Source organism: Paenibacillus dendritiformis (assembly GCF_015845845.1).
GTDB classification, from domain to species: Bacteria; Bacillota; Bacilli; order Paenibacillales; family Paenibacillaceae; genus Paenibacillus_B; species Paenibacillus_B dendritiformis_C.
Window position 1 is genome coordinate 1 of record NZ_LDIG01000170.1, and the last position, 13581, is coordinate 13581.

The window sequence follows — 13581 nt, forward strand, 5'->3', positions numbered from 1 at the left end:
CCTGAATTTCGAAAGTAACTGTGCCTGAAAAATGAAAAAAGGGCCCAAATCTTTGGTAGAATAGTGTTTGCGAAAACAACATCACCCAAAGAGAGGAGCACCTTTTAGGTGAAGTCTACCACACCCGTCAGCAAAATCAAGACTGAATTTTCCTTGCGTCACGCTTCCAGCGTTGGTGGAAGCAAAGTATTCCTGGAGTATCTCGAAAAAATCGAACTGGACAAAGCATTGCAGAACTTGAGCAACATCAAACACAGGCACTCCCTGTTCCCTGTTTTTCGCATCCTGCTCTACCTCATAATCGGCTGGACACTCGGTTGTGAACGCCTTTTTCATTTTCGAGCGTTGCAACAGGATGCACTTGTGCAACGTTTCCTCGGTGGACGCTGTCCACACCACACCTTGCTGTATAAAGAATTGAATCGGTTTGGTAAGCAACCAACTTTCACACTCGACTTGAGAAAGTTGAATCAGCAGGTCATCGCGCCTGGTTTGCCCGATGAACTCATCATGGATCTGGATTCCACCGTGGAAACCGTTTTTGGTCACCAAAAAGGCGCGGCCGTTGGCACGAATCCCCACAAACCGGGACGTAAAAGCTACCATCCGCTGTTGGCTTATGAAGGCCAATCTCGTTTGTGTTTAAACGCTGTTCTTCGTGCTGGAAATACGCATTCATCCACGAATGCCGCTGACTTCCTCCGCCAGACGTTCGAATTGCTTGGTGATCGTCCGGTGAAGTATGCCCGATTTGACAAAGGATTTGGCGGTGAGGACTTTTACGGCTTATGGGAATCCAAAGGAATCGGGTATGTAGGAAAATTGAAATGGACCCAGCGACTTCAAGCGGAAGTGCAACGCTGCTCCGTTTGGAAGCGATTTGTCGATGAGGAGTGGATCATCGAGGGCATTGTACTGGTCTACAAAGCCACCTCCTGGAAGAAAGCACGCCGTGTTGCCGTCATCCGCAAAGCACAGGTGTACGATGGGGATCAATCTCGGCTTCTTCTTGATACAGATTGGCAGTATGAAGCGATCGTCACAAGCCTTGAGTGGGAGCCGATTGACCTGTGGCATTTCTACAACCAGCGTTGCTGCATGGAAAACCACATCAAGGAAGCCAAGCGTGGCTTTTCCATCAACCGCATTTCGACAAGCCGCTTCACCGCGAATGAAATCGACTTGCTAATCAAGCTGTTAGCATACAACCTCTACGAACGGTTTAAACGCGACTGCTGTGAACCGGTTCATCACGGGTATACGATTGCCCGGTTTCGTCAGGAGTTTTTCCTCTGTGCCGCGACCATCATCCAGCATAGTCGGCAGGTGATTCTCAAGTTGGCGAGAGATTTCCCGAACCGCTACACTTGGCTACGGATCGCGACAAAAGTTGCTGCGCTGGAATGACCGCTTCCAAAAATAAACATGGAAATGCAATGCCTCTGTGGGATGGGGAGGGGGAAAATATGCCCTTCTTTTCGAATTAGCGCTCATGGGACTGGATATTTTCTTATTTATTACAGTTGCTACCCGCCCTAGTAGGTTACTAACTCGCCTCCATTACGGGCTTTCGAAATCTGGGATTATGTCTATCAAGAGGGGAATACTAAAAATTGAACTGTGACCCGAGAGGGCTTTTTCCTTATCTTGAACGCCTGAGCAGGATGAGTCTTAGGTACCCGGCACTTTCTCCAGCGATTTTCTAGTCATTACTTTCACCCACCCCCACTTTTTGGATTCTAATATTTTTTCATGAAGTATATATTTTTCAGAGAAATTTTAGTATTATTTTTAATTGGAATCCGAATAATAAATGTCGATTTAATATTTTTGTTCGGTTTTACAACGTCTTATACATTGATACAGAACTTACATTTCCTGCAAATGACGTGTTGATGTATGGGGATGGGAATGGAGATAAGATGAAGAAGAACATTTATTTTAACCATGATGGCGGCGTGGATGATTTAATTTCGTTATTTTTGTTACTGCACATGGACAATGTGGAGCTGACGGGCGTGTCGGTCATTCCGGCGGATTGTTACCTGGAGCCGGCGATGTTTGCCAGCCGCAAAATCATCGATCGGTTCGGCAATGGCGGTTTGGATGTAGCCGCGTCGAACTCCCGCGGGAAAAATCCGTTCCCGAAGGACTGGCGCATGCATGCGTTCTATGTGGACGCCCTGCCGCTTCTCAACGAATCCGGTAAAGTGGTGACTCCTGTAGCGGACAAGCCGGCACATCTTCATATTATTGACACGCTGCGCGCAACGGAAGGCAAGACGACCCTGCTGTTTACGGGCCCGCTTACCGACCTTGCCCGCGCATTAGATATCGATCCGACGATCGAAGAAAAGGTAGAACGCCTGGTATGGATGGGCGGCACCTTCCGCGAAGCAGGCAATGTGCATGAGCCTGAGCATGACGGAACGGCAGAATGGAACGTCTTCTGGGATCCGGATGCGGCTGCGCGCGTATGGGACAGCGGGATCGAGATTGATCTGGTGGCACTGGAAAGCACGAATCAAGTGCCGCTTACGCTCGATGTTCGTGAGCGCTGGGCTGCGGAACGCAAGCATGTCGGCGTGGATTTCCTGGGCCAATGCTATGCGATGGTACCTCCTCTCGTTCATTTCTCGACGAACTCGACATACTATCTGTGGGATGTATTGACGACAGCGTTCGTGGGCAAGAGCGATCTGGTGAAGGTGCAGACGATTAACAGCAAGGTGATTACGGAAGGCGCAAGCCAAGGCCGTACCGTGGAAACGGCAGACGGACGCCCGGTACATGTCGTCTATGACGTGGATCGCGACGCATTCTTTGATTACATTACGGAATTGGCGAAAAAAGCAACGGAGAGGGATTTGTAATGTCCGAGAAAAAGCGAGTCATTATTGATACCGATACGGCCGGCGACGACACGATTGCCATTTTAACGGCGCTTCACTATTTTCAGGTCGAAGGCATTATGATTACCGGGGGCAATGTCCAGTTCGATCAGCAGGTGGAAAATGCGCTCTACACCGTGCAAGTCGCGGGAAAAAGCGGTCAAGTTCCTGTGTACAAAGGGCATGAGGGCCCGATCATGGGTATCGGCCAGAAAGAGCATCGTACGGTCGAGGACGTCCACGGCAAGGATGGAATGGGGGATTCGTTTTTCGAAAAAGCGATCCAGTCTCCCGAAAAAGGGCATGCCGTCGACTTCCTTATCGAAGCGGTGCACAACAATCCAGGCGAAATCCATCTTCTTGCGATTGCGCCGTTAACGAATATTGCGATGGCGATCAAGAAGGATCCGACCATCGTGCCGAAGATTCCGCATCTCTACATTATGGGCGGAACGAACAATGCGCTTGGAAATATTACGCCGAGTGCGGAGTACAATTTCTACGTCGATCCGGAAGCGGCCAAAATCGTGCTTCATTCGGGCATTCCGATTACGATGGTCGGTTGGGAGATGTGCACGCAATATTCCATCATGGACGATAACGACCATGAAGAGATTGAAGCGCTCGGAACGAAGGGCGCGAAATTTTTCAAAGATGTCAACAAGGTCGTCATCAGATTCAATAAAACGGTTCACAGATTGAACGGCACGACGCATCCGGATACGCTGCTAGCAGCCGTAGCGGCGGACGAAAAGATCATGACGAAGTCCAACCTGTACCACGTGGATGTCGAAACGGTCGGTGAGCTGACTAGAGGCTACAGCCTTGTCGATATTAACAATCGTTTGGAACGCACGCGCAATGTCCGCGTCTGCGAAGCGATTGATCGGGATGCTTTTAAAGACATGCTGTTGGATGTATTGAAGTCTATTAACTAATGCTAATCACTGCAAACGGCCGCTTTTGCATAGAAGGCAGCACGAATCTGAAGTGCGGTCGTTTGCCCCTTTCGCTTTACATTCTGGGTCATTGACACGATGAAGAAAGGACAGGTATATGCAATACATTTGGGGACTTCTAGGAATCTTGGGCATTTTTTTGATAGCATTTGCGTTTTCGAAAAATCGCAAGGCGATTAATCCGAGAACGGTGATTGGCGCGTTTGCGATTCAATTCATTTTTGCATTGATTGTGTTGAAGTGGGAATTCGGCAAAAAGATGCTGAACTACTTGGCTGCGGCCGTTCAAAGCATCATCGATTCCACGAATGCGGGCATTCAGTTCTTGTTCGGCGGCATACTGGGTGCGGAAAAGGCGGGCTTTACGTTCGCCTTGCAGGTATTGCCGATTATCATCTTCTTCTGTTCCTTGATAGCGGTGCTGTACTATCTCGGCATTATGCAGTGGGCTACGAAAATCATTGGCGGATTTCTGGCGAAGGTGCTTAAAACGAGTGAAACAGAATCGATGTCAGCGGCCGCGAATATTTTCCTTGGTCCGACAGAAGCGCCGCTTGTGGTCAAGCCTTATATAGAGAAAATGACCAAGTCGGAGCTGTTCGCGATTATGGTCGGCGGACTGGCGTGCGTCTCCGGTTCCGTCCTGGGCGGCTACGCGATGCTTGGCGTTCCGATTGAATATTTGCTTGCTGCGGCCTTCATGGGAGCGCCGGGCGGCTTGCTGCTGGCCAAAATTATTATGCCGGAAACCGATCATCAGCTTCGAGTTGAACGCGTCGAGATGGTGAAGGATACGGAGTCCCGAAATGTCATCGATGCCGCTGCGCGCGGAGCTTCGGACGGGCTCAAGATCGCTGCCGGCGTGGGCGCCATGCTGCTCGCATTTATATCGCTCATTTTCTTGGTGAACATGATCATTGGCTGGGTTGGCGGCGTGTTCGGAATCGAGGCCTTGACGTTGGAGCAAATTCTAGGCTACCTGTTCGCGCCGATTGCCTTCCTGATCGGTGTTCCATGGAACGAAGCGCTGCAGGCAGGCTCCTTTATCGGTCAAAAGTTCGTCCTGAACGAATTTGTCGCGTACACTTCGTTTGCGCCTGAGATTGCTCATTTGTCTCCAAAAAGCGTTGTCGTCATCAGCTTCGCGCTCTGCGGCTTTGCCAATCTGGCGGCCATTGCGCTCCTTATTGGCGGCCTGGGCGGGATTGCGCCTTCCAGAAGACAAGATCTTGCCGAAATGGGCTTCCGTGCGGTCATTGCCGCCACATTGGCCAACCTGATGAGCGCGGCGATTGCCGGGATGCTCGTGTAGAAAGGCAGTAAATCAAGCGGCGATCGCTTCCCTCCATTCCACCGGGGAGCGGTCGCCTTTTTACTGGCGGGCAAATAAAACAAACGCTTGGACTATAAGGAGCCCAAGCGTTTGTCGTGTGCTGCGTGAAAAGTGGAAGCTTATTGCGCTTGTACGAATTCAGCCGATTTGATGCCGGCTTGGCGGCCGAAGATGATGATCTCGGCCACGGAGTTGCCGCCGATGCGGTTTTGTCCGTGCAAGCCGCCTGTAAGCTCGCCTGCCGCGAACAAGCCAGGAATCGGCTGGCCGTCTTTATTCAATACTTCGGTGTTCGTATTGATTTTCACGCCGCCCATGGTGTAGTGAATCCCAGGGGCGATCTTGATTGCATAGTATGGCCCGCTGGACAAATCGTGGTCCATCGCGGTCGTTCTGCCGAATTCGGCATCCTCTTTGTTCTTCACGGCGCTGTTCCATGTATCCAGCGTGGCGGTTAACTGATCTGCCGGAACGCCAATTTCTTTGGCTAATGCCTCAATGGTATCGCCTTGAATGACAAAGCCCATTTTGTCATACTGCTCAATTGCTTTCGCCCGGGATTTTACGCCGGAATCAAATACAAGATAAGCTGATTTTTCAGGCAGCTTGTTGATGGCCGCCGTGACATTGTCGCGAGTGTCCAGCTCGTTTGTGAAACGTTTGCCCTCGCTGGAAACCAGAATCGCGCCTTCGCCGCGGACCGCTTCCCCGATAAGATAGGATTTCTCCTGCTGCACCGTCGGGTGAACCTGGATTTGATCCATGTCAACCGTGACGCCGCCGAGTTTTTCAATCATCTTGATGCCGTCGCCGGTGCTGCCTTCTTGGTTTGTGGTCACCAGACCTTTCAGATCGGAGCGAACCTCGCCAATCATATCCATGTTAGCGCCATAACCGCCGGTTGTCACCACGACAGCCTCCGCGGCAATCGTTTTCTCATCGTTATTATTGAAGAGGACCTTAACGCCGTTTACTTTGCCGTCCTTCTCCGTAATTTCCGTCACATTTGCATTTACGAAAAGAGGAATTTCTTTTTCTTGAACATTTTTCACCAAGCCGTTGACGAGATATTGACCTACCGCTGAACCGTCCTCCGGACGGTGTGTGCGCTTCTCGTTCATGCCGCCCGTAATCGTGATATTGTTCAGACGAATTCCGATCGAATCAAGCCATTCGATGGCGCTTGCGGAATTGTCAACGAAGAACCGAAGCATCTCTTTGTCGTTCGTGCCATGGCCGCCTTTTAATGTCTCTTCGTAAAATAGATCGTTGCTGTCCTCAATGCCTTGCTCTTTTTGGAACTTGGTCTGGGAAGCATTCATGCCGGAGGAGGATTTCATCGTATTGCCGCCGGCAATCGGCATTTTTTCGAAAATCACCGGATTCATGCCTTTTTCCTTTGCCTCAAGCGCGGCGGACATTCCGGCGCCGCCTGCACCGACAATGATGATATCATATTTATCTTTTAATTGATCGATAGGCGTATAGTTGGTTTTAGAAGCACCCGACACGGCTTCCGTTTCTTGGGACTCCGCCGGTTTTTCATTGCCCTGACTCTGGTTTTGATTCTGGTTCCCGCTGCCGCATCCTGCGATGACGAGCATGAAAGAGAGAACGAGAATCAACGTTGCTGCTGCTTTCTTCTTCAAGTAACCCACCCCGTTTTTCTATGATGTTTGTTTGATGAACATATAGAACCTTTTTAGGTTCACTTTATTTTAATATACTATTTAACCATTTATAGTGATTTATTTCACAATATTTTGAATTTCATCTCTGATCATGCATTAGGTTTCTTTGATTACTCGTGCAAGCGATGAATCACTTTTCATGACATCTCATATCTTCCAAATCCAGGAATCCCATGTTATCATAATTTATTTGGAATCGTCGGGGCCATACGGCTGCCATCCAACGATTATGACAACAATCCAGTAAGTGACGTGCCGATAGATAAGGAGGGTATCGTTCATGAAAAATGTATACGTTGTGCGGCATTGCAAGGCGGAAGGGCAAGCTCCGGACGCGCCGTTAACCGCAGCCGGTGTGAGGCAAGCGGACAAGCTTGCGGAATTTTTGGCGGACAAAAATATCGAACAGATCCTTTCCAGTCCTTATGAGAGGGCCTGCCGGACCATAGCGCCATTGGCCAATAAGCTTGGCATGGACATCGCTCTGGATGACAGATTGGCGGAGCGGGTCTTGTCGGGCAAAAGTCATCCCGCTTGGCGCGACATGCTGCGGAAGACATACGATGATTTGGACTTATGTTATGAAGGCGGGGAATCCAGCGCTGCGGCGATGAAGCGCGCCGGCAGCGTGATCGCGGAAGCGCTCGAGAGCGGGTACAACAACGTCGTCATCGTCTCGCACGGGAACTTGATTTCGCTGCTGCTGAAGCATTTCGACGACCGGTTCGGCTTCAAGGAGTGGGAAGCATTGTCCAATCCGGATGTGTATCATCTATCCTTCGAACAGAATGCGCCTGCAATACGCCGAATATGGACGGAGTAAGGGGACAAGGAGAGAGGAGAAATCGTGGTGATGATTCCATGGGGCCAATTCGGATTCCAAAGCTCAAGGGGCGGATTCCGATACGGAAGCGACTGGTATTTATCCTGCTGCGATATTACGGACAGCGTTAGTTTATAAGTCTCCATCGCTCATCATAGAATCAGCAACTTGGTTCATAGGCCGGATATACTGACAAATGCTGCATATTATATAATCCCTTTATGCGACATTCGTTCAATGTAACAGAGTAGAAATCCGAACCCATCGGAGAAGCTGAGGTAGTATCATATGAGCTGTTTGAGAAAATTGTTTTTTGGCATGTCAGCTATCGCTTTAAGTTTAGGAATCTGTCTCCCCAATGTGAGTGCTTCCCCCATCCGAGTCACCGTGGACGGGCATGAGGTGGCGTTCCCGGATGAATCTCCGTATGTGGATAAAAAATCCAATCGCACGATGGTTCCCGCCAAATTCGTTTCCGAAAAGCTTGGCGCAAACGTAAAGTGGAACGAGGCATCGAAGCAAGTCGCTTTTACGCATAACCATGACACCATTACGTTGAAGATTGGCGACAACCATGCGCAAGTGAATGGCAAGACGGTAACCTTCGACGGAGCGGCGGCGGTCCACAACGGCCGCACGATGGTTCCGCTTCGCTTCATCAGCGAGGTCTTTCATGCGGATGTAGATTGGAAGCCGGAGCGCAATCAGGTCATCATCACCACCTCTGTACATAACGTCCCCAAAGGCACGTGGATTTGGGATAGCCGCATCATCGAGAGGGAGCCGGATAAGCTAATCAACTTTGCGATCGAGAATCAGGTGACATCCGTATATCTTCAAATTGATGCCGATATCGCTCCGACGATATATCAAGATTTTATTCGGAGGGCCAAAGAGAAACGGATAAACGTGGAAGCCCTGGCGGGCCGCCCCGATTGGGCCTTCAAATCGAAGCAGGATCAAATCCAGAAGTTTATTGCATGGGTCCAAAACTTTAATGCCGCCGCGAAAGCCGAAGAGAGGTTTGACGGGTTGCACTTTGATATTGAACCTTATCTGCTGCCCGAATGGAAGACCGGCAATAAGGCGATTCTGGCAAGCTGGATGGACAATATGAGGCTGATCGAGCAGGAGACCAAAGGGAGCGGCATCAAAATTACGCTGGATGTTCCTTTTTGGCTGAATACCGTTAAGGTTCCCGGTACGGAATACAGCTTCAGCGCCTGGTTATTGGAGAAGTTCGATTGTCTGGTGATTATGGACTACCGCAATTTTGCCTTAGGCAAGAACGGAATTGTGGAAAACGCTAACGCGATAATGAGAGAGGCCTCGACGCTGAACAAGCAAGTCATCGTTGCCGTGGAGACCGCGAAAAATGTGGAGAGCGATCGGACATCTTTCTATGCCAAGGGCATCGAAGCGATGGAAAAAGAGCTGCAAGCCGCTCATCAAAAGCTGTCTCGACATTCGAGCTATGCCGGGTTTGCGATTCATGACTACAAAAGCTGGGCGGCGATGAAATAAGCAAAGCCGGTTACGCGACATGCTTTTTGGTCGCTTTGTTAGGCCCAACGACATGTATGCGCCCTTTTTCGTATATGGATAGGTTCGCTGCCGGAACACATCCCGCTATACGAAAGGGGCATTTTTCTATTTTTATGCGCAATGAGTCGAAGCACTTGACCGATGGTAAATTTATGAATATATTAGTAGTTGTACTTTGTTTACATTACCATCCAAATTTAACATTTGCCGAAAGTAGTCTCCCGCTTCTAAATCTTGCGAGGCTTGATGAAAGTGGGGGGGGAATTTCGGTAGGCGAAGCCGAAGAGTTTCTTTCCTCAACTCTTTGATATCATCAGTCTTAGTTAATGACATGGATTTAGAATAATAATCATTACATATTCTTGTCGAAACTCAGGGAATGAAGGGAGGTGAAAGGATATGGCAAACAAAGCATACAAGTTCCGTCTGTATCCAACGGAAGAACAAGAGCAGCTTCTTGCGAAAACCTTCGGGTGTGTTCGTTTCGTTTACAACCAAATGCTGGCTGAATGCAAAGAAATATATGAGGCATACAAGGGTAACAAAGATGCGCTGAAGAAACAAAAATTTCCTACTCCTGCAAAGTACAAGAATGAATTCCCTTGGCTCAAAGAAGTAGACAGCCTTGCCTTGGCCAATGCTCAGCTTATCTTGCAAAAGGCATACCAAAACTTTTTCGCCGGCCGCACTGAGTTTCCGAAGTTCAAAAGCCGTAAAGCAAGACAGTCTTATACAACAAATGCAGTGAACGGAAACATCAAGCTCTTGAATGGCTATATCCAATTACCCAAACTCAAGCTCGTGAAAATAAAGCAACATGCTGGGGCATGTTCACGACATTTCTCCGGTACAAGCTGGATGAACAAGGGAAGAGGCTGATGCAAATCGATCGGTGGTTTCCATCCTCCAAGACTTGTTCCTGTTGCGGTCAAATGAAGGAATCGCTCTCCCTTTCTGAACGTACGATTATGGAATCGGCCAACCTTCATCATTGGAATGTAGATGACATCTTGAAGACATTTACGAAGCAAATTGACGAATTTAATGAATATGAGGATCATATAAATAGAACATATAACTTTACTTTCATGTACCAGCTTGCCCTATATTACGTGAAGAAAGCGGATTATCAAAAAGCTCTGGATAATGCGCTCCAAACGTTGGAGCTGTCCCATGTCTTGAACAATGATAGGGATTTTAAAATGTGCACGGCATTGTTTGAAACATTTAGGGATTTTGCAACCCGCGAACAGCAAGAAGAGTATAGAAAAATTATTATTGGGGTGATGAAAGATGAAAAAAGCCTTAATCTCGTTGACCTTAGCGTTAGGACTGCTTAGCGTAAGTGTGGTGTCACCGCCGGCGGTCTCTTTTAATCATGGTTGGGGAGTAAGGAACTGACGAAAAACGTTGCCCCGTCCATTAAAACGAAAGCTGTAGCCTCCAAAACAAAGGTTGAACGGTGACCCGAGAGACGGACAGTGTGAACAAGCGTCCTCTCGGGTTCTTTGCATTTAGCGCTGAATTTCAAGGGAAACTGTTTCTCACAGAATGGAAAATACGAATTTTGCTTCTGATGATGATAGGCGGGAGTTCATAACCGGCCTTTTTTTTGGATCATCATACTACAATATGTAGTGTGATTGGGGAGGACTTGAGGACTGGATTTTCATTTGATGCTTGGGAGGGGGTTCATGTGAGAGAGATTTTGTTCACCATCGGAGATTTCCAGGTTCGTTCTTATGGGCTTGTCGTTGCTTTAGCCGTATTGCTCGCCCTAGGCATGGCACATTTTTTAGCAAAGGGAACCCCGTATCAGAAACATATTCCGAACTTGGTGCCCTATGCGGCGATAGGGGCTCTTCTCTGTTCAAGGCTGTGGCATGTTTTCTTTTTTCAATGGGACTACTACGCTGCGCATCTTGCTGAAATTCCGCGTATTTGGCAGGGCGGGATCGCTATACAAGGGGCTCTGATAGGCGGGCTTGGGGCTGTTGCAATCTATGCGAGAAAATATCGCATTTCATTCTGGGAGCTTGCCGATATTATGGCCCCGGCTATCGTTTTAGGCCAAGCCATCGGACGATTCGCCTGTTTTCTTAACGGGTGCGCATTCGGCTCGCCCACCGGTTCAAGCTTTGGGCTCATCTATCCAGAAGGAACCATTGCCTTTGAAGTATACGGATCGCAGCCGCTTTGGCCGGCCGAAGTGTGGGAAGGACAATGGGATCTCATTGTATTTGTAGTCCTGATTCTGTTGAAATACAGAAAATGGCCAGCGGGTTTCTTCTTCCTGACCTATAACATCCTGTATTCACTTGGCCGTTTTATGCTGGAATTTTTACGCGGAGATTCGCCGCGATATCTGTTCAACTGGACAGCCGGGCAATGGACTGGCATGGGGGTAATTGCCGTCTGTCTGTCCGTGCTCATTATGTTCGCGATAAGCGGCAGGCAGAAAAAAGAGATCTCTATGAACATGTAAGGAGAGAGAGTATGTCGGTTTCTATGATCGCGGAAGAGCAGTACCGGGTATGGGTCAAAGAACAAGCGGTGTCGTTATCGATGTATATGTTAGCGGTGGAGGGAGTGAGACTTCGATGATGTTCACTCATCGGGAGGAGCCCATTTTTGCAAAAAGTGGCGGAGCAATTTTTTGCGGGCTCTCGCCAAACGTTGGGTGAGAACGGGTTCGGTTAATTGCAGCTCATGGCAAATTTGCCGGTACGATTTATTTTCGATATAGAACAGCACTAGTATGGTTCGGTAATCCTCTTTGAGCTCGGCAAGCGCTTGATGAAGCAGCTCGTCTCTTACTTTGGCTTCTACGGCGCTTGCCACGCTTACCTCATTTATTGCCTTTGCATCCATATACGCATGGGCCCAATTTGCGATTTGACGGTTTTTGTTTCTTTTTCGCAGCCAATCCAATGCGGTATTCCGTGCGACTTGCTTCACCCACCCGGGAATATTGATATCTGACTGCAGGTGCGGGCCTTGCATCGATGCCTTTAGAAAAGCCTCTTGAATAATATCCTCGGTCAGGGAACGATCATGCGTCTTGAAATATACGTCCTTGTACACGAATTGATAGAAGGAACGATATACCCATTGTTGCGCGGCAGGATCCAGGCTGGCAAACGGACTTCGCAACAGATAATACCACTGTTCCATGAAAATCCCCCTTATTGCCATTTTTCCTTATTTTTCGATTTTCGACTGCGAAGAGATCAAGACTATCTATTCGAAGTATACAATAAAAAACGGAAAAGATCATAATATTTACATAGTTTCTTTATTGTGGTTGATACTTCTTTTGATAAAAATAGTAGAAAATTTTGGGGATTTAGCGTTAGTTTTTGCGGAATTCCAACGTTATATAAGTAAGTTGTTGAACAATGGCTCATTCAGACCAGGATAGAGGATTGCGGCGATTTCGGCCATTGGTCACAATATGCTGATGCTCGCCATGAAAGGGGGGAAGAACTCGATCCAAGCAGATTGACTGAATCAAAATAGGAAAAAAAGGAGGAATTTGTAATGAAAAAGAAGGTTGCTATTCTATTTGCGTCGATCTTGCTCCTTGTGTCAGCCAGTCCCATGTATGCCGCCGGACATAGCGGACATGATTACGTGAGCAACGCGGCAGTCAACGATAGCTTGGAGGTAAAGCTGAAGATACCTGGACAGGCTGCGCCTTATGTCGGGGAGTCCATTGTTGAATATGATAGACCGTCTTTCAGAATGGCGGAAATTACCGTCAATGTCACCTCTCCTGTCGATCAGAAATGGCGCTCTACGTACCAAAACTATGCGTATGAAGCAAGTAGAATTGTTGCGCGCGCCGGGACTAGCTTGAAGGAACAATTCGGCATTAATTTTTTGTCTGTGGCTCAACCGCAATGGCAATCTTCCGCAACGACCAGTTCCGGATTGTTGAACGATGCGCGGAACAAACACGGCTTGACTTACAACGGCAATCAAAAGGCGGATATCATGATTGCGTTCTCGGGCCTCAAACCTAGCGATAATTCCAATATTGCGGGAATCGCTACGCTGGGCAATCCTTACTCTACTATCTTTGACAACGGGTATGGCACGAATGCGGAAACGACACAGCATGAAGCGGGACATATGTATGGTCTGCGCCACGATGAAGAAGAGAGAGGCTCGAATTATGACGGGAAGAATTGCGTGATGACGGCCGTTGGCTTTGGGTTTATCGATCGGTTTTGCGCCGGGCATCATGCGGATTGGTCTGCTGCGAGAAACAAATATTGATAGGAGGCGGTAACGGTTTTTCCTTCTCAATTCATGGAATTGGGAAGGAAGTTCTCTA

The 13581-nt window shown here is 48.4% G+C and carries 11 protein-coding genes and 1 pseudogene; 10 read left to right on the forward strand and 2 right to left on the reverse strand.

The annotated features are described in order from the left end of the window. The first annotated feature begins 108 nt into the window (after nucleotides 1-108). The 4 genes from ABD76_RS17235 (at nucleotide 109) to ABD76_RS17250 (ending at nucleotide 5162) form a co-directional block, all read left to right on the forward strand. A complete protein-coding gene (locus ABD76_RS17235) occupies nucleotides 109-1407 on the forward strand; it encodes an IS1380 family transposase (protein WP_197253375.1) in 1299 nt (432 codons plus the stop codon). 515 nt (nucleotides 1408-1922) lie between these two features. Next, complete coding sequence (locus ABD76_RS17240) at nucleotides 1923-2873, forward strand: nucleoside hydrolase (RefSeq protein ID WP_197258455.1); 951 nt, start codon at nucleotides 1923-1925, stop codon at nucleotides 2871-2873. Beyond that, complete coding sequence (locus ABD76_RS17245) at nucleotides 2873-3829, forward strand: nucleoside hydrolase (protein WP_197258456.1); 957 nt, start codon at nucleotides 2873-2875, stop codon at nucleotides 3827-3829. The genes ABD76_RS17240 and ABD76_RS17245 overlap by 1 nt, the downstream gene beginning before the upstream one ends. 118 nt (nucleotides 3830-3947) lie before the next feature. Then, nucleotides 3948-5162 (forward strand): NupC/NupG family nucleoside CNT transporter, encoded by a 1215-nt coding sequence (locus ABD76_RS17250; protein WP_197258457.1) that lies wholly within the window; start codon nucleotides 3948-3950, stop codon nucleotides 5160-5162. Between the two features lie 140 nt (nucleotides 5163-5302). Here the strand turns inward: ABD76_RS17250 and ABD76_RS17255 are convergent, their stop codons facing one another. Further along, entirely contained in the window at nucleotides 5303-6832 is a 1530-nt protein-coding gene (locus ABD76_RS17255) for a flavocytochrome c (RefSeq protein ID WP_197258458.1), read from the reverse strand. A 322-nt stretch (nucleotides 6833-7154) separates the two neighbouring features. Between ABD76_RS17255 and ABD76_RS17260 the strand changes: the two genes are divergently transcribed. From ABD76_RS17260 to lgt, 5 genes and pseudogenes are all read left to right on the forward strand, one after another. After that, nucleotides 7155-7697 carry a histidine phosphatase family protein gene (locus ABD76_RS17260; protein ID WP_197258459.1) on the forward strand — a complete coding sequence of 181 codons (543 nt, stop codon included), beginning with the start codon at nucleotides 7155-7157 and terminating at the stop codon, nucleotides 7695-7697. A 360-nt stretch (nucleotides 7698-8057) separates the two neighbouring features. Continuing rightward, a complete protein-coding gene (locus ABD76_RS17265) occupies nucleotides 8058-9221 on the forward strand; it encodes a copper amine oxidase N-terminal domain-containing protein (RefSeq protein WP_338125130.1) in 1164 nt (387 codons plus the stop codon). Nucleotides 9222-9641: 420 nt separating this feature from the next. Continuing rightward, nucleotides 9642-10082: pseudogene (locus ABD76_RS17270) on the forward strand (RNA-guided endonuclease TnpB family protein); the annotation flags it as partial. A 38-nt stretch (nucleotides 10083-10120) separates the two neighbouring features. Further along, nucleotides 10121-10582, forward strand: coding sequence for a hypothetical protein (locus ABD76_RS31420; RefSeq protein ID WP_478354323.1), 462 nt, complete (start codon nucleotides 10121-10123; stop codon nucleotides 10580-10582). 356 nt (nucleotides 10583-10938) lie between these two features. Further along, entirely contained in the window at nucleotides 10939-11727 is a 789-nt protein-coding gene (gene lgt, locus ABD76_RS17275; RefSeq protein ID WP_197258460.1) for a prolipoprotein diacylglyceryl transferase, read from the forward strand. 122 nt (nucleotides 11728-11849) lie between these two features. Here lgt and ABD76_RS17280 read toward each other — a convergent pair whose 3' ends face one another. Further along, nucleotides 11850-12416: an RNA polymerase sigma factor gene (locus tag ABD76_RS17280; protein WP_242069618.1), complete on the reverse strand. Its 567-nt coding sequence runs from the start codon at nucleotides 12414-12416 to the stop codon at nucleotides 11850-11852. 366 nt (nucleotides 12417-12782) lie between these two features. Here ABD76_RS17280 and ABD76_RS17285 point away from each other — a divergent pair, with 366 nt between their 5' ends. Further along, the gene (locus ABD76_RS17285; RefSeq protein ID WP_197258462.1) at nucleotides 12783-13523 is read left to right on the forward strand and encodes a M12 family metallo-peptidase; all 741 of its coding nucleotides are present in this window, start codon (nucleotides 12783-12785) and stop codon (nucleotides 13521-13523) included. Nucleotides 13524-13581 lie beyond the last annotated feature (58 nt).